At 39.5% G+C, this 16,195-nt stretch carries 15 protein-coding genes; 8 read left to right on the plus strand and 7 right to left on the minus strand.

The genetic code is table 11. The features are described from left to right. Nucleotides 1–35: 35 nt before the first annotated feature. From BUB03_RS13150 to tsaE, 3 genes are all read right to left on the minus strand, one after another. Nucleotides 36–407 (minus strand): hypothetical protein, encoded by a 372-nt coding sequence (locus tag BUB03_RS13150; RefSeq protein WP_040995765.1) that lies wholly within the window; start codon nucleotides 405–407, stop codon nucleotides 36–38. After that, nucleotides 407–1,600, minus strand: a complete 1,194-nt coding sequence (locus tag BUB03_RS13155) for an alanine dehydrogenase (RefSeq protein ID WP_040995767.1) — start codon at nucleotides 1,598–1,600, stop codon at nucleotides 407–409. Before BUB03_RS13155 ends, BUB03_RS13150 begins: the two co-directional genes overlap by 1 nt. 68 nt (nucleotides 1,601–1,668) lie before the next feature. After that, entirely contained in the window at nucleotides 1,669–2,076 is a 408-nt protein-coding gene (gene tsaE, locus BUB03_RS13160) for a tRNA (adenosine(37)-N6)-threonylcarbamoyltransferase complex ATPase subunit type 1 TsaE (RefSeq protein WP_073063847.1), read from the minus strand. A 103-nt stretch (nucleotides 2,077–2,179) separates the two neighbouring features. Here tsaE and dnaG point away from each other — a divergent pair, with 103 nt between their 5' ends. From dnaG to BUB03_RS13175, 3 genes are all read left to right on the plus strand, one after another. Beyond that, on the plus strand, nucleotides 2,180–4,162 hold the full coding sequence (dnaG, locus tag BUB03_RS13165; protein ID WP_073063850.1) for a DNA primase: 1,983 nt from the start codon (nucleotides 2,180–2,182) through the stop codon (nucleotides 4,160–4,162). Nucleotides 4,163–4,283: 121 nt separating this feature from the next. Continuing rightward, complete coding sequence (clpP, locus tag BUB03_RS13170) at nucleotides 4,284–4,970, plus strand: ATP-dependent Clp endopeptidase proteolytic subunit ClpP (protein ID WP_040995771.1); 687 nt, start codon at nucleotides 4,284–4,286, stop codon at nucleotides 4,968–4,970. 330 nt (nucleotides 4,971–5,300) lie between these two features. Further along, nucleotides 5,301–6,563: an esterase-like activity of phytase family protein gene (locus BUB03_RS13175; RefSeq protein WP_073063853.1), complete on the plus strand. Its 1,263-nt coding sequence runs from the start codon at nucleotides 5,301–5,303 to the stop codon at nucleotides 6,561–6,563. A gap of 136 nt (nucleotides 6,564–6,699) precedes the next feature. On the opposite strand, the gene tpiA is transcribed toward BUB03_RS13175, so the two are convergent. The 4 genes from tpiA to BUB03_RS13195 all read right to left on the minus strand — a co-directional run bounded on the left by tpiA (nucleotide 6,700) and on the right by BUB03_RS13195 (nucleotide 9,784). Beyond that, nucleotides 6,700–7,461 carry a triose-phosphate isomerase gene (tpiA, locus tag BUB03_RS13180; protein WP_073063856.1) on the minus strand — a complete coding sequence of 254 codons (762 nt, stop codon included), beginning with the start codon at nucleotides 7,459–7,461 and terminating at the stop codon, nucleotides 6,700–6,702. Between the two features lie 129 nt (nucleotides 7,462–7,590). Further along, nucleotides 7,591–7,941 carry a hypothetical protein gene (locus BUB03_RS13185; protein WP_073063859.1) on the minus strand — a complete coding sequence of 117 codons (351 nt, stop codon included), beginning with the start codon at nucleotides 7,939–7,941 and terminating at the stop codon, nucleotides 7,591–7,593. Nucleotides 7,942–8,106: 165 nt separating this feature from the next. Continuing rightward, complete coding sequence (locus BUB03_RS13190; protein ID WP_073063862.1) at nucleotides 8,107–9,216, minus strand: BT_3928 family protein; 1,110 nt, start codon at nucleotides 9,214–9,216, stop codon at nucleotides 8,107–8,109. 1 nt (nucleotide 9,217) lies between these two features. After that, on the minus strand, nucleotides 9,218–9,784 hold the full coding sequence (locus BUB03_RS13195) for a DUF1599 domain-containing protein (RefSeq protein WP_040995779.1): 567 nt from the start codon (nucleotides 9,782–9,784) through the stop codon (nucleotides 9,218–9,220). Between the two features lie 364 nt (nucleotides 9,785–10,148). On the opposite strand from BUB03_RS13195, the gene folP reads away from it, so the two are divergent. The 5 genes from folP to BUB03_RS13220 all read left to right on the plus strand — a co-directional run bounded on the left by folP (nucleotide 10,149) and on the right by BUB03_RS13220 (nucleotide 16,174). Further along, nucleotides 10,149–11,030 carry a dihydropteroate synthase gene (gene folP, locus BUB03_RS13200; RefSeq protein WP_073063865.1) on the plus strand — a complete coding sequence of 294 codons (882 nt, stop codon included), beginning with the start codon at nucleotides 10,149–10,151 and terminating at the stop codon, nucleotides 11,028–11,030. Nucleotides 11,031–11,371: 341 nt separating this feature from the next. Further along, a complete protein-coding gene (gene ilvE / locus BUB03_RS13205) occupies nucleotides 11,372–12,244 on the plus strand; it encodes a branched-chain-amino-acid transaminase (RefSeq protein WP_073063868.1) in 873 nt (290 codons plus the stop codon). A gap of 213 nt (nucleotides 12,245–12,457) precedes the next feature. Beyond that, complete coding sequence (gene ilvD / locus BUB03_RS13210) at nucleotides 12,458–14,137, plus strand: dihydroxy-acid dehydratase (RefSeq protein WP_175547505.1); 1,680 nt, start codon at nucleotides 12,458–12,460, stop codon at nucleotides 14,135–14,137. Between the two features lie 9 nt (nucleotides 14,138–14,146). Further along, the gene (gene ilvB, locus BUB03_RS13215) at nucleotides 14,147–15,874 is read left to right on the plus strand and encodes a biosynthetic-type acetolactate synthase large subunit (protein ID WP_073063874.1); all 1,728 of its coding nucleotides are present in this window, start codon (nucleotides 14,147–14,149) and stop codon (nucleotides 15,872–15,874) included. Between the two features lie 18 nt (nucleotides 15,875–15,892). Further along, a complete protein-coding gene (locus tag BUB03_RS13220; RefSeq protein WP_073063877.1) occupies nucleotides 15,893–16,174 on the plus strand; it encodes an ACT domain-containing protein in 282 nt (93 codons plus the stop codon). The last annotated feature ends 21 nt before the right edge of the window (nucleotides 16,175–16,195 follow it).

The following is a 16,195-nucleotide window of genomic DNA, read 5'->3' on the forward strand; positions in this document are numbered from 1 at the left end:
ATGATCTTTCAGCAAAATTAACTAAAAGATCAGGATTATTTAAGTTTTTTCAGGCTGTTTAAAGTCGCTGTTTCCTCACATTTTTCAAATGTAATTTCGTAAACAGGATTCTTTTCAGGATAGGTGAGAACGTAGTCGGGGCAAGGTTTTTTCTGTGCATGACTTCTGTCGAAATCCACTTTTCCTTTGGTAATGATACTGTCTTTTACAAATTTTTCATCAATTTTATACGTGCTCATTCCGTTTTTGAAATCTTCAGAATAGGTGAACTCTTTAGACAGGGTTTCTGCAATTACACGACTGTTGGGAAGGTATCCGCTGCAGCTTGCCCCTTTTTTGTTCAAAATAAAAAATACGAGGATCAGCCCCGGAATAAGACCTATTAAATAGAATTTAAGTTTTTTCATTAGAAAATTAAAAGATTGATATCATGATAGGTAAGCCCGAAACGGTCGCAGATCACTTTTTTGGTATGTCTTCCTTTGTACATATACAGGCTCTGCTTCATTTCGTTTTTGCGGATCAGCATGTTTTCAAAACCGCCTTCTTCATCATAGTTAAGAATATAGGAAAGGAAGAAATTAGAGATCGCTTTTGTTGTAGTTCTCGGCATTCTGGACGTAAGGTTCGGAAGTCCGCAGTGGATCACGCCGTGTTTGATGACGTAAGGATTATCCATCGTCGTAAGCTCGGAAGTTTCGATCACCTTGCCATTGTCTATCGTAATATCAATAATAACGCTGCCTTTTTTCATTCTTGTGACCATTTCTTCTGTAACGATCGGGGTCATATTCAATCTTGGAAGGGCACCGATAACAACATCTGCACGTCTTAATGCTTTGCTTAATTCTTTCGGATCGATAATGGAAGTCGGAACTCGGCTGTCTACAAGGGTATGAAGCCTTCTCAGCTTTGAAAGTGAATTGTCAAAAACCCTTACACTTGCTCCAAGTCCTATCGCTGCTTTTGTGGCGAATTCACCCACAATACCTGCTCCTAAAATAACAACTTCTGCAGGTCTTACTCCTGTGATGCCTCCCAGCATTAAACCATTTGACAAAGCAAGGAGCTCTGACGCATATAAAATAGAGACCGTTCCTGCAATTTCGCCAACCAGCCTTACCAAAGCAAGCTGCTTGTACTCGTCTACAATAAATTCAAATGCAATGGCGTTGATTTTTCTTTCCGCCAGCTTTAAAAAGTAATCTTTATCCCTGAGATTGATCTGAAGTGCTGAAACCAGATAAGTATTCGGCTTCATGTATTCAATTTCTTCTTCCGTAGGAGGATTGATCTTTAAGATAAGATCCTGCCCGAAAGCCTCTTTAGGATCATTGGTGATCTTTGCTCCGGATTCGGAATACTGAAGATCTGTAAAAAAAGAACCTTCCCCGGCACCTGCTTCTATAATAAGTTCATGGCCATGTTCTACCAGTACCTGTACAGCGTCGGGAGTAATGCACGTTCTCCTTTCGTTAAGACAGGTTTCCTTAGGAATCCCAATGCTGAATTGTTTTCCTTTCTTGATAACTTCCAACTTTTCTTCCTTCGGCATCAATTCTTCTTCAGTAAAAGGAGTAAAAATGTTTGTAGTACTCATTCTTTAATTAAATTAGATCTTACAGGTTGTTATTTTACTATGAATTAGTAAGCAAAGATACATAATATTTACTCGAATAAAACTTCTCTTTCATCACCCGTATTCACAATGCTCATAGTGTGGTAGTTAAGCCCGTAGAGCTCTTCTTCATACACTTCAGGCCATTCTATAATGCATAGAAAAGCATTGTCCAGGTACTCTTCAATACCGATGTCATACACCTCTTCGATATTTTTTAAACGGTAAAGATCAAAATGGTAAACCTTCCCCTTTGGGGTATTATATTCGTTGACAATGGAGTAAGTAGGAGAGTTCACTTCATCGCTGCTTTCCAGTTTTTTAAGAAGAAACTGGGTAAATGTGGTTTTGCCTGCCCCCAGATTCCCTTTTAAAAGGAGAATGTTATGTTTTAATTGCGGAATGATGCTGTCAACAACTTCCTGCCAGTCTTCAATTTTATTAATAGTGAACTGCATAGTATACCTAATTTGTTTTGCAAAAATAATGATAAAACCTACTAAATGTAATGCACATATATTATATAATTGTAAGGTTTTTTTTTATGTGTATTTTTGTATTATGATTTCCAAACAGACCATAGACAAAATTTTCTCAACGATACGGGTAGAAGAAATTGTAGGAGAGTACGTTCAGCTGAAAAGAGCGGGGTCTAATTTCAAAGGGCTCAGTCCTTTTCATGAGGAAAAATCACCAAGTTTTGTTGTTTCACCCAGCAAGCAGATCTGGAAGGATTTCTCAACAGGTAAAGGGGGAACTGCCATCTCTTTCCTGATGGAGATCGAAAACTTTACTTATCCCGAAGCTCTTCGCCATGCAGCTAAGAAATACGGGATCGAAGTTGAGGAAGATCAGCGCGAGTTTTCTGAAGAAGCAAAACATGCACAAACCGAGAAAGACCAGCTGTATAAAATTCATGAAGTGGCAAACAGCTATTATCAGGAAGTTCTTTGGGATTCTGAAGAAGGGAAAAGTATTGGTTTGGCCTACTTCAGAGAACGTGAGCTGAAAGACGATATCATTAAGAAATTCCAGCTTGGTTATTCACCCGAGAAGAAAAATGCTTTCACAGCGTATGCCGAAGAAAAAGGATATACAAAAGAAATCCTTGAAAAATCCGGACTGTCTATATTTCCTGAAAACACACCTTCAGGAATCGACCGTTTCCGGGAAAGGGTTATTTTCCCGATTCACAGTTTTTCGGGCCGGGTTTTAGGTTTCGGAGCGAGAATTCTTAAGAATAATGTAAAAACAGCCAAATATCTCAATTCTCCGGAGACAGAAATTTATCACAAATCCAATGTACTTTATGGATTAAACCAGAGTAAGCAGGCAATTTCAAGAAAAAACGTATGTCTTCTTGTAGAAGGATATATGGATGTCATTGCGCTTCATATGTCCGGGATAGAGAATGTTGTGGCCAGTTCGGGAACATCCCTGACAACAGAGCAGATCAAACTCATCAAAAGGCTTACAGAAAATGTGACTATTCTTTTTGACGGTGATAATGCAGGAATCAAGGCCAGTTTCAGGAGTATTGATATGCTTCTGACCGAAGGGATGAATATCCGTGTTCTCCTGTTCCCGGATGGGGACGATCCTGATTCCTTTTCCAGAAAACATTCGCAGGAATATGTAGAAAAATTCATCGAAAATGAGGCGATGGATTTTATTGATTTTAAAGCTGAAATTCTTTTAAAGGAAGTCGGAAATGATCCGATCAAAAAAGCTGAAGCCATCAGGGATATTGTAAAATCTGTCGGCTTTGTTCAGAACGCTTTGAAAAGAGAAGTTTATCTGAAAGAGGTTTCCAATAAATTCGGACTTTCCGAGCAGAGCCTTTTCAATGAGCTGGATGTCCAGAAGCAGATCACCCAGAACCAGAATCAGCATGTTCAGCAGCAGAAGGAAAAAGTTCAGCCCAAACTGGAAATTGTTCCTTTAGATGAAGAGAAGGAAGATCCCTATTTATATGATGTCCTGTTTATGGAAAGCAAACTGGTTGATCATATGCTGATGTTTGGAGATATTGTTTTGAAAAGAAGAAATGAAAAGAATGAAGAGTATCAGATTACGGTTATTGAAGAAATCCTGATGCATTTTGAAGAAGAACAGTATAATTTTCTGGTAAAAGGAAATGAAATTATCATCAACCAGGTAAAAGAAGGTATCCAGAAAGATGAACTGAGGAGCGGTAATTTTTTTGTGACATTTATGGATGAAGAAATTACTTCCAAGGTGGTTGATGCCTTAATGCCTCTGGATGAACTTGAAAACTGGGGCTCCAGAAATATCTACCCACCCAATTACGGAGACAAAATAGCCGAACAGGTACAAGGCGACGTCCTGCTGCATAAATACAGGTATATTGATTACCTGATCAAAGAAACAGCCCGCCAGCTGGATGAATACAGAGGCACGGATGAGGCAAAATATTACGAACTCATTAAAAAGATCACCCTGTTGAAACAAGCTTCAATCAGATTGAGCAATATTATCGAATATTCGCCCATCAAAGGCATCTACGTTGATAGGAAAAGATAGATTACAGACATTCTGCTGATCATCAGGCAGATATTCTGTGACAAAAAGTCCTATAAAATTTTAGGAATAAAAGTTGTAATTTAAACTTTGAAAAAAATAGTTAATAATACATAATAGAAATATGGACATTAAAAAAGACTTCAGAGATTTCTCTGTAAAGCATTTAGGAAACAGCGGTCTGGCTACCGATCAGTATATGGGAATGTACGGCCCAACGAACCTTACGCCGTATATCATGGAAGAAAGAAGATTAAACGTTGCACAGATGGACGTATTTTCACGTCTGATGATGGACAGAATCATCTTTTTAGGAACAGGAATCGACGACCAGGTTGCCAATATTGTAACCGCACAGCTTTTATTCTTGGAAAGTGCAGATCCATCGAAGGATATCCAGATCTACATCAACTCTCCGGGGGGTAGCGTGTATGCAGGTTTGGGAATTTATGACACTATGCAGATCATTAAGCCGGATGTAGCAACCATCTGTACAGGTATTGCAGCTTCAATGGGAGCGGTTTTACTTGTGGCAGGAGAAAAAGGAAAACGTTCAGCGCTTAAGCATTCAAGAGTAATGATTCACCAGCCTTCAGGAGGTGCTCAAGGGGTGGCTTCCGATATGGAGATCAACCTGAGAGAGATGTTAAAACTTAAAAAAGAGCTTTATGACATTATTGCTCAGCACTCAGGCCAAACATACGACTGGGTTGAAAAAGCTTCAGACAGAGATTACTGGATGACTTCCGAGGAAGCAAAAGGCTACGGAATGGTAGACGAAGTTTTACAGAGATCTACAGAGAAAAAATAATTCCTTTTTCAGGAATATTGAAAAACGCACCCGATGAGGTGCGTTTTTTTATTTTAACCATGAAAGATCCAAAAAACCTTTTTACACTTTAGTTATTTTGAAGTTTGAGCCTTTTGAAAAAGAAGATCACTTAAGTTCTATGAAATCTCGAATTTTCATAATGACAATGACACAATTCGTCGGATCAAAATTCCCCTCCCGTGGAGGGGTGGCAAAAATTCAAAGAAATTTTGACGGGTGGTTTTCAAAAACATATTCTTAAAATATAATTATCATTAAGTTCAGGCTGAGTTTACAATCAATGTATATTTTCGCGGCATAAAAGTAATTATGAAAAAACTGCTGTTATCTGCTATACTGTTCACAGCGCTCGTATCATGTAAAGATGACGACAAGATGAACAGCCAGGATATCAATTATGCCAAACTTCCCCAGGAATTTCCTTTTTCAAACCTGGTGACCGTTAATGGAGTAAACATCATTAACGGTGGATTCGGTTCCGGTGCAGCTGCACATCCAACTAGAAAAGGAGAATTTTACGCGATCACCGACCGGGGTCCGAATACAGACTATCTGAACGGAAAGAAATTTTCGGTTCCTGATTTTACCCCAACCATTATGCATTTTAAGATCAATGCAGAGGGTAATATTGAAGTCATTAAGTATATTAAACTGAAAAACCCTTCCGGAAAACCGATCACCGGCCTTCCAAACCCTGCAGGAATGGGAAGTACAGGAGAAACAGCCTATGATTCATCAGGAAATGTTTTAGGAACGGATAATTACGGACTGGACAGTGAGAGTATTGTAGCAGCGGCAGACGGAACTTTTTGGGTGTCTGATGAATACGGTCCGCACATCGTCCATTATAATGCAGATGGGGTAGAGCTGGAAAGAATAAGCCCGATAGGAGTGAATACCGGCCCAAGAAAACTGCCGGCTGTTCTGGCAAAAAGGAGAGCCAACAGAGGAATGGAAGGATTATGCATTACTCCTGACGGAAAAACATTGGTAGGAACCATGCAGTCTACTATGTATGTGCCGACTAAAGCCTTAGCCACAAACACAACCTTAACAAGAATCGTCACTTTCGATATTGCAACCGGACAAACCAAGCAGTATCTGTATAAGCAAAACGGAAATGGTTCAGATTCAGTATGTGACATTACAGCGATCAGCAATACGGAATTCCTGGTCATCGAAAGAGACGGAAACTTCGGATCGCAGGGCGGGACCAAAAAAGTATACAGGATCAATATAGCCGGTGCTTCGGATGTAACCGGAACCGATATTGCAGCTGTGGACGGAATGAAAATCAATAATAAAACGCTGGAACAATCCACCTGGGATGAAATTGCCAATGCAGGGATAAAACCGGTATCCAAAGTTTTAGCCGTAGATCTGGTTGCAAAATTAGGCTATGAGCATGATAAATTTGAAGGCATTGTTTATTTGGGAAATAATAAACTGGCAGTTTTCAATGATGACGATTTTGGGATTTTAGATGACGGCAACGGCAATCCGAAAGCCAAAATCCTTCCTAAAACTGGGAAAGTAGACAAAGGAACAATGTATGTAGTCGATATTCAATAATTAGATTTTTTTTAGAAAACGGCGGCATCTTCGATGCCGCCGTTTTTGATTTTATATAGTTTGTAAAAACATTCAATAGGAATGGGCTAAAGCCCATTGAATGAAAAATTATAATCCCATCGGCTTTAGCCGAAATCTACGAATTAAATCCCTCAATAATTTTAGAGAAATCCTCCAATTTTAAAGCAGCACCTCCGATCAGTCCACCATCGATATCAGGCTGGGAGAAAATTTCTTTAGCATTATCCGGCTTTACAGAACCTCCGTAAAGGATAGAAACTTCATCAGCTACTTCCTGACCATATTTTGCAGCAATAATGCTTCTGATGTGCGCATGAATCTCCTGAGCCTGCTCCGGAGTAGCTGTCTCACCGGTACCGATTGCCCAAACAGGTTCGTAAGCAATCACTACTTTTTTGATCTCTTCGGCAGTAAGGGTGAAAAGAGCAACTTCAGTCTGGTTTTTTACCACATCAAAATGCTGTCCCGCTTTTCTCTGTTCAAGCGTTTCACCGTTACAATATACAGGGATCAGTCCTTTATCAAGAGCTAATTTGATCTTTCTGTTGCAGTGAGAATCCGTTTCACCGTGATACTGTCTTCTTTCCGAATGTCCGATCAGTGAACCGGTTACATCGATAGATTCCAGCATATCTGCCGATATCTCGCCTGTGTAAGCACCACTTTCATGCTCGCTCATATCCTGAGAAAATACACCGATCTCGTCTTTTTCGAAGATATCTTTGGCCATCATTAAATATAAAGAAGGTGGCGCAATCCATACCTCGCAGTTCGTTGTATTATTATTTTTATAGCTCAGTAATTGAATCATTAACTGTTGGGCGTCAATGACATTTTTGTTCATTTTCCAGTTTCCTGCAACTATTTTTCTTCTCATAGTCTTATTAAAGTTATTTATTGGTATTGTTGGCAGATTCATTAAATGCTATGACGATCTGCTTGGATATTATTTGTTAATTTTTTCCAGGTGATCACACCTTCTCTGATTTTCTACGCTAAATTTTTTCTACGCTAAATTCCACAGATTTTTCAAAAGCTTGTAGAACGTATGCTCCTCATCAGTTACCTTATTGTCAGCTTTGATCAGTGTTTTGGCAAATTCGGCAAACTTTACACGCTCCTCTTCCGTAGAATCATCATGGAAGCATCTGGCATGGAATTCAAAGTGATCTTTCCATTCCTCAGGCTGTAGAAGAGCCAGTACTTCCAGTTCATTGTCAAGATTCATCCTGAATGGAAACTCTTCCGCCAGATACTGCTGAACCAGCATTCCTTCTTCAGGAGCAAACTCCCCGTCTACAGAAGAAAGGATCATTAAAAGGTGATAACCGGCGATTGATTTATTTGATTTTTGCATTGTTAAATGTATGTTTAAGTTTAGTGTTTAAATTTGATATTTGATGATCCAGATTTTATAGTCAAATGAAATTTTTGAATTAATAATTTACTCATTAGTCTTTCACTCCGAAACAGTCTGTTTTAAAATTCACTTATTGACGATTCACCATTCCCCGTCAACATCCTACTTCACGTAGTCTTTCGCAGGCTGCTTATCTACAATTTTCCCCTTTTCCAGTGTCAGGACGAATGGGTTGCTTCTCGCAATCGTTTTGATTGCAGTTCCGTCCATCATAGCATTTTTAATGGTTTTAAAAGTATTATGATCTGTGGAAATACCATAGATAACAGCTCCTTTCTGAGCATTCACTTTGGCTTCAACCTTTCGTAAAAGATCCGCAGAAACCTCTTTAGGGTGATAAGAAAACACAAGCACAGCTTTTGGAGCATTGATGATCTCATCCGTAAGCTCCATACCCGTAGGATCTTCTATTTTGAACTTACCGATTTCAGATTTATAGCCCTCTTTCGTCAGAACGGATTCGTTTTTCCCTTCTTCAATTTTCCATGGAGAACCTTCCGACCAGTATTTTGTTTCTTTGATATAGTCATCCTGATTTACCTTCAGAACCTCTCCGGTTTTTTGATTTTTAAGTGAATAAAAAGTTTTGTATTCAGAAGGATTCTTATTGATTTTTCCCTTTTCAGCTTTAATATCGGTGCCAACCTTATAATCACGGAAATCAATAACCGGCTCATGCATAATTCCCTGAGCCATAATATAAATCATGACCACTGAAAAAAGGCCTAAAAGAATATATTTGAACTTACCTGAAGATTCCTTTGCAGTACTTCCGTAGGCATCCTTTTTAGTAAAATCTTTTCTGTAAAGAATAAACAGAATAATAAGGCCTGCAAGAAGCACAATATCCTTAATAAAACTCTGCCATGGGGTAAACTTTATGGCATCGCCGAAACACCCGCAGTCCGTCACCACATTGAAATAGGCAGAATAGAATGTAAGAAATCCAAAGAAAATACAAAGCGCAATTAATGCTGAAAGAGTAAACTTAAGTTTCAGTTTCAGAAGCAGCATAAATCCTAACAATAGCTCCAGTACCACCATAATAACCGAAAACAGAAGTGCAAATTTTTCCAGGAACGGCATATTGAAAACCGGCGGTGCAAAGTATTCCTCCATCTTGAAAGAAAAACCTACCAGATCCACCGCTTTTACGAAGCCTGAAAGAATGAATATAACAGCAATAATAAAACGTAATAAACCTTTGATCATATTAATTATTTTTTGATTCGGAAATTTGCTCTTTTTCAGAGAACTTGATCAGGCAGAAAACGGCATAGTTCAGCATATCGAAATAGTTGGCATCCAGTCCCTCGGAAACGATAGTTTTCCCTTGGTTGTCCTCGATCTGCTTCGTTCTCAATACCTTCTGATAAATAAGATCGGTAATGGATGAAATTCTCATATCCCTCCATGCTTCACCGTAATCATGATTTTTTCTTTCCATTAAAGCCCGGGCTTCATCAGCATATTGATCATAGAGGTTTAAAATTTCCTCCTTATTTTCATTGAAATCATTGGAAAGCCCTTTTTCAAGTTGAATAAGTCCGATGATAGAATAATTCACAATCGCAATGAACTCATCCTCTTCGCTTTCATCCACCATTTTTTTATCCGTCATCTGCAGCGTACGGATCCTGTTCACTTTAATGTAAATCTGATCTGTAATGGAGCTGGGCCTCAAAACCCTCCATGCTGCCCCGTAATCCTGTAATTTTTTACTAAAAAGATCACGGCACTGACTGATAACTTTCCCGAACTGTACTGATGTTTCTGACATAAATTTTCTTAATCTCCCAAATATACGAATTAGGTTTTAGGTAGCAGGAATCATGGGTTGATTTTTGTCAGCGTTTGGTTTTTGGGTACGGGTTTCGGGGTGAGAGGGTTTGAGAGTTGCTGGTTTCTGGTTGTCAGTTTAAAGAAGTTGTATTTTCAGTTGTAATGTTCAAAATTTAAAGTTTGATGTTTAAGGTTTAAAATCTGACGTTTTAATTTTTCACAACTTTAAAGCATTTAAACGAAAAGCTTTTTAACAACTAATAACCAGCAACTAAAAAACCAGCAACAGCCAACATTCCCCAATAAGTAGTAATTTTGCAGAATACAGATCAATCATAAATCATCATTTATCACTCATAAACATGCTCCCAAACTCTCAAACCCTCAAACCCTCAAACTCTCCCACGCAATATCACTCCATCAACTGCAATGGAAGACTGGTAGAACTGGATACTCCAAAAATTATGGGAATCCTGAATCTGACACCGGATTCTTTCTCCGACGGCGGGAAGTTTAACAGTGAAAAAGCAGCATTGGAGCACACTGAAAAACTTTTGAAAGACGGGGCAGACATCATTGATATCGGGCCGCAATCTACACGTCCGCATGCTGAATTTCTGAGTAGCAAAGAAGAAATTGAGAGAATAGGAAATATCATTTCTCAGATTAAAAAAAATTTTCCACAAGCATTGATTTCACTTGATACCTTCTATTCAGAAACCGTAAAATTCGGTTTTAATGAAGGAATTGATATGATCAATGATATTTCCGGCGGACAGTTTGACCCTGAAATGTTTCATACAGCAGCTAAAACAAAACTTCCCTACATTCTGATGCATGTAAACCCTTCGTATGAAGCCATGCATGATAAAATAAAATTTGAAGATATTACCCTCGAGGTCAACCGCTATTTTTTTAAAAAAGCTAACGAACTTCTTGAAAAAGGAGTCAAGGATATTATCCTTGATCCGGGCTTTGGCTTTGGGAAAACGGTAGAAGATCAGATGAAAATGATCGGTGAAACTGAGTATCTGGGATTTGAAAAATTTTCTTTATTAATCGGTATTTCAAGAAAATCATTCATCTATAAACCGTTAGGGAAATCTCCTCTGGACATCAATGAAGAAACCCAGAAACTTCATATGAAAGTTTTGGAAAAGGGAGCCCGGATTTTAAGAGTTCATGATGTCGCCGAAGCTGCACTTACGATCAGGCAATTTTGTGAAAAAAATAAAAAGTGTTAAAAAAGCTTGCGTAATACTTAAAAGTTTATACATTTGCAGTATGAATTTTACGAATCAGAAAAATATTATGGTCATTTCTACTATTATTGTTGTAATTAGCAGCAGTAAAGAAACGGCCTTGTAAAATATTTTAATTTAAATTATATAGAAGCCGTTTCATATTGAAACGGCTTTTTTTATTTCAGAAATTATGAATCAGCTATTAGCAGTAATTATTATCGTCATTATTATTCCCTTGCGTATGTGAGAAGGATAGAATATGACTGTACATATCTGGGCCCTCTCACATCGTGAGAGGGCCTTTTTTATTCCCTTTTGTTAATTTTTTAAAACTCTATACAATGTATTACAGCGACAACACTATCGTGTATTTTAACGGAAACTTTCTCAAGGCAAGCGAAGCCGGAACGAATCTTTATGGGCAATCTCTGCATTACGGTTACTCCGTTTTTGAAGGTATAAAGTCCTACCGGACTGATCAGGGAACCAGGATCTTTAAGGCAGAAGAGCACTATGAAAGACTTAAAAGATCGGCAGAGCTCATGCATATTCCATTTCATTATTCAGTCTCTCAGCTTACAGACCTTACCTATGAACTTTTAGAACGCAACGGATTCAGTGATGCTTATATCCGTCCGCTTGTAACCTGTTCTCCCAATATGTCACTTTCGAAAGGAAAAGAATCTTACCTCTCCCTGCTTGCCTGGGAATGGAGCAACGGCTATCTCGCAGACAAAATGAAAATCATGACCTCAGGTTTTCAGCGCCCAAATCCTAAAGCCTTTAAGGTGGAGGCCAAAGTAGGAGGGCATTATGTTAATTCCATTCTGGCCTGCCAGGATGCCAAAGATAAAGGCTATGACGAAGCCCTGTTACTCGACGAAAACGGAAATGTCGCCGAAAGTTCTGGAGCCAATATATTCTACGAAAAAGATGGAACATTATTTACCCCTGCAAAAGGAAACATATTGCCTGGAATTACAAGACAGACGGTATTTGAAATATGCAGTGAACTTAATATCCCCGTGAAAGAAACCTTCTTTAAACCTGAAGAAATGAGAGGTGCAGATGCTGCTTTCTTCTGTGGTACGGCAGCTGAAATTGTAGCACTGGATTCTTTGGATGATGTCCCCTTTACCAAGAACTGGAAAGATACGGCAAGTGACAAAGTACAGCAGGCCTATATGAAACGGGTAAGACTTCTGTCATTGTAAATTTTTATATTATAAAATATTGATTATCAGTTAAATGTGTTCAGTTATTAAACCGTTGAATATTGTAATTTTCTTAAAAGTGAAAATGAAAAAAATATTACAAGCTATAGCTTTGGACCAAAATTAAGCAAAAAACTTCCTTTATGAATTCCGGAAAAATTAGAATTTTTCATTCTACACTCAGATATGATAAAACAGTAAATGCAGGATTATATGTTAAATAAATATTCAAAAACATTCACACAAAACAGCGAACAGCCTGCTGCAAAAGCCATGCTTTATGGAATAGGCTTTACAGAAGAAGATATGCATAAGGCCCAGATCGGGATTGCCAGTATGGGGTACGATGGGAACACCTGCAATATGCATCTCAATGATCTTGCCAAAGTAGTCAAAAAAGGGACCTGGGATCATGGCCTTGCCGGTTTGATCTTCAACACGATAGGGGTAAGCGATGGAATGAGCAATGGTACAGACGGCATGAGGTATTCACTGGTGAGCCGTGATGTTATTGCAGACAGTATTGAAGCGATCTGCGGGGCACAATACTACGACGGAATTATTGCATTACCGGGTTGTGACAAAAATATGCCGGGAACCATTATCGCAATGGGCAGGCTGGACAGACCTTCAATTATGGTGTACGGCGGAACGATCGCTCCGGGATGTTATAAAAACGAACCGCTTAATATTGTTTCTGCTTTTGAAGCCTTAGGAAAAAAAATAGCAGGGGAAATTTCAGAAGAAGATTTTAACGGAGTGATTAAAAATTCCTGTCCCGGGGCAGGAGCTTGCGGAGGAATGTATACCGCCAATACCATGTCTTCTGCCATTGAGGCATTGGGAATGAGCCTTCCTTATTCATCATCCAACCCTGCATTGAGCAAAGAAAAACAAAATGAGTGCCTTGAAGCAGGCAGGTATATCAAATTACTGCTGGAGAAAGACATCAAACCGTCAGATATAATGACCCGTAAGGCCTTTGAAAATGCACTTCGTCTTATTGTTATTTTAGGCGGAAGCACCAATGCCGTTCTTCATTTTATAGCTATGGCAAAAAGTGTCGGAGTTACAATAACCCAGGATGATTTCCAGAAAATGAGTGACTGTACTCCCGTACTCGCTGATCTTAAACCAAGTGGAAAATATCTGATGCAGGACCTTCATGAGCATGGCGGAACACCTGCCGTAATGAAATACCTGCTGGAAGAAGGGCTGTTACATGGCGACTGCCTGACAGTTACCGGAAAAACCATCGCTGAAAACCTTGAAAATGTTCCAGGTCTGGACTTTGCAAAGCAAAAAATTATCAGACCCTTATCAGATCCCATCAAAGAAACAGGACATCTCAGAATACTGTATGGAAACCTTGCAGAGAAAGGAAGTGTAGCAAAAATAACAGGAAAAGAAGGCGAAAAGTTTTCAGGTAAAGCCAGGGTATTTGACGGAGAAAAAGACCTGATCAAAGGAATTGAAAATGGAAGAGTACAGCACGGAGACGTCATTGTAATCCGGCATGAAGGTCCAAAAGGAGCGCCCGGAATGCCTGAAATGCTGAAACCTACAAGTGCCCTGATCGGAGCAGGTTTGGGTGGAAGTGTTGCTTTAATTACCGATGGACGGTTCAGCGGCGGGACCCATGGCTTTGTAGTGGGGCATATTACTCCCGAAGCATACGAAGGTGGCCTCATTGCTTTTGTAAAAGATGACGACCTGATTGAAATAGACGCCATAAACAATACCATACAGCTGAAAGTTTCCGAAGAAGAAATACTGGAGAGAAAAAAGGGATGGCAAAAACCTGAGCTCAAAGTAAAAAAAGGATTGCTTTACAAATATGCACTTACCGTATCATCAGCTGCTGAAGGCTGTGTAACAGACGAAATCACTTAATAAAATAGAATGAAGAATCTAAATGTATCCAGAGAAAAAGAAATCAGCGGAAGCCGGATCATCCTTGAAGCATTTCTTCAGGAAGGGGTAAAAACGATATTCGGATATCCGGGAGGAGCTATTATTCCAATTTATGATGCCCTTTACGATTATAAAGATCAGTTGGAACATATTCTGGTCCGCCACGAACAGGGAGCTGTACATGCAGCGCAGGGATTTGCAAGAGTTTCAGGAGAAGTGGGTGTGGTGCTGGCTACCAGCGGCCCTGGAGCAACCAATCTTGTGACAGGTCTGGCCGATGCTTTACTTGATAATACTCCTATAGTATGCATTACAGGGCAGGTTTTCGAACATCTTTTGGGAACCGATGCCTTCCAGGAAATTGATGTGATGAACGTTACCAGCCCTGTTACGAAATGGAGCTACCAGATTACCGATGCAGATGAACTTTCCGAAGTGTTGGCAAAAGCATTTTACATTGCAAGGTCAGGAAGACCAGGTCCGGTATTGATAGATATTACAAAAAACGCTCAGCTGCAAAAGGTTTTATATAGAGAGTATACACCTTGTCACGCTTTGCGGAGTTACAAACCTAATCCCGTTCCTCAGATAGAAAATATTGAAAAAGCCAGTATGCTGATCAATAATGCAGAAAAACCGTTCATTATTGCTGGTCAGGGAATTATGCTCGGAAATGCAGAAAAGGAATTCTTACAGTTTGCTGAAAAATCAGGGATTCCTGTAGCATGGACAGTTCTGGGAATGAGCGCTATTCCAACCGATCATCCACAGGCAGTAGGAATGGTAGGCATGCACGGAAATTACGGACCTAATATTCTTACCAATGAATGCGATGTTTTGGTTGCAGTAGGAATGCGTTTTGATGACCGCGTAACCGGGAAACTGGATCAGTATGCCAGGCAGGCCAGAATTATTCATTTAGATATTGACAAAGCGGAAATCAATAAAAATGTAAAAGTTGAAGTACCCGTTCTGGGAAATTGTAAAGAAACCTTACCCATTCTTACCCAGCTCATAAACCAAAGAGAGCATGCAGACTGGCATCAGAAATTTAAAGATTGCTATGAAATAGAGCATGACCAACTGATCAGTCACGAACTGCATCCTTCAGAAGGTGAAATTACAATGGGAGAAGTGATCCGTCACCTTAACGAGATGACAAAAGGCGAAGCTGTAATTGTCAGCGATGTTGGACAGCATCAGATGGCCACCTGCAGATATTCAAGTTTCAGGCATTCCAGAAGTAATATTACCAGCGGCGGATTGGGAACTATGGGATTTTGCCTTCCTGCTGCAATAGGAGCAGCTTATGGAGAAACCAAACGTCCGGTTATCGCAGTGATGGGAGACGGAGGAGCCCAGATGAATATTCAGGAGCTTGGAACGCTGATGCAGTACAAGCCTGATGTCAAGATCTTAATTCTTAATAACTGCTACCTGGGAATGGTAAGGCAATGGCAGGAATTGTTTCATGAAGAAAGATACTCTTCAGTAGATATTCAGAGCCCGGATTTTGTACAGGTGGCCAAAGGCTATCATATTCCAGGGAAAAGAGTTTCAGAAAGGGAAGAACTGGAAGCCGGCCTTAAGGAAATGCTTCAGCATGAAGGAGCTTTTCTTCTGGAAGTGATGACGGGAAAGGAGCATAATGTTTTCCCAATGATTCCTCAGGGAAAAAGTGTTTCGGAGATCGTACTGACCAACAATAAAGCATAACATTTAATATAGAAAAAGATGAAATCAGAAAACAAGGAATATACCATAACAGCCTACACAGAAGACTACCTTGGGCTGATCGGCAGGATCAATGCTATTTTTTCAAGGAGAAGAATCCCCATTGTGAATTTTAATGCAGGGCCTTCTGATATTGAAAAGGTTAAAAAATTTGTAATCGTTATCCGGGAAACAGAAGAATCTGTACAGAAGATCACCCGGCAGATGGAAAAACAGGTAGATGTACTGGAAGTGCATTACCATAAAAACCCATACCTGACAGCTATTGTACATGCAAGCTGATCAGAAAATTAAACTAAAAAA

Source organism: Chryseobacterium oranimense (assembly GCF_900129755.1).
Lineage (GTDB): Bacteria > Bacteroidota > Bacteroidia > Flavobacteriales > Weeksellaceae > Chryseobacterium > Chryseobacterium oranimense.

Bases quoted from the DNA above. Each gene is read 5' to 3' on its own strand.
- BUB03_RS13150 (WP_040995765.1), bottom strand. From the start codon at position 407: ATGAAAAAACTTAAATTCTATTTAATAGGTCTTATTCCGGGGCTGATC.
- BUB03_RS13155 (WP_040995767.1), bottom strand. From the start codon at position 1,600: ATGAGTACTACAAACATTTTTACTCCTTTTACTGAAGAAGAATTGATG.
- tsaE (WP_073063847.1), bottom strand. From the start codon at position 2,076: ATGCAGTTCACTATTAATAAAATTGAAGACTGGCAGGAAGTTGTTGAC.
- dnaG (WP_073063850.1), top strand. From the start codon at position 2,180: ATGATTTCCAAACAGACCATAGACAAAATTTTCTCAACGATACGGGTA.
- clpP (WP_040995771.1), top strand. From the start codon at position 4,284: ATGGACATTAAAAAAGACTTCAGAGATTTCTCTGTAAAGCATTTAGGA.
- BUB03_RS13175 (WP_073063853.1), top strand. From the start codon at position 5,301: ATGAAAAAACTGCTGTTATCTGCTATACTGTTCACAGCGCTCGTATCA.
- tpiA (WP_073063856.1), bottom strand. From the start codon at position 7,461: ATGAGAAGAAAAATAGTTGCAGGAAACTGGAAAATGAACAAAAATGTC.
- BUB03_RS13185 (WP_073063859.1), bottom strand. From the start codon at position 7,941: ATGCAAAAATCAAATAAATCAATCGCCGGTTATCACCTTTTAATGATC.
- BUB03_RS13190 (WP_073063862.1), bottom strand. From the start codon at position 9,216: ATGATCAAAGGTTTATTACGTTTTATTATTGCTGTTATATTCATTCTT.
- BUB03_RS13195 (WP_040995779.1), bottom strand. From the start codon at position 9,784: ATGTCAGAAACATCAGTACAGTTCGGGAAAGTTATCAGTCAGTGCCGT.
- folP (WP_073063865.1), top strand. From the start codon at position 10,149: ATGCTCCCAAACTCTCAAACCCTCAAACCCTCAAACTCTCCCACGCAA.
- ilvE (WP_073063868.1), top strand. From the start codon at position 11,372: ATGTATTACAGCGACAACACTATCGTGTATTTTAACGGAAACTTTCTC.
- ilvD (WP_175547505.1), top strand. From the start codon at position 12,458: ATGTTAAATAAATATTCAAAAACATTCACACAAAACAGCGAACAGCCT.
- ilvB (WP_073063874.1), top strand. From the start codon at position 14,147: ATGAAGAATCTAAATGTATCCAGAGAAAAAGAAATCAGCGGAAGCCGG.
- BUB03_RS13220 (WP_073063877.1), top strand. From the start codon at position 15,893: ATGAAATCAGAAAACAAGGAATATACCATAACAGCCTACACAGAAGAC.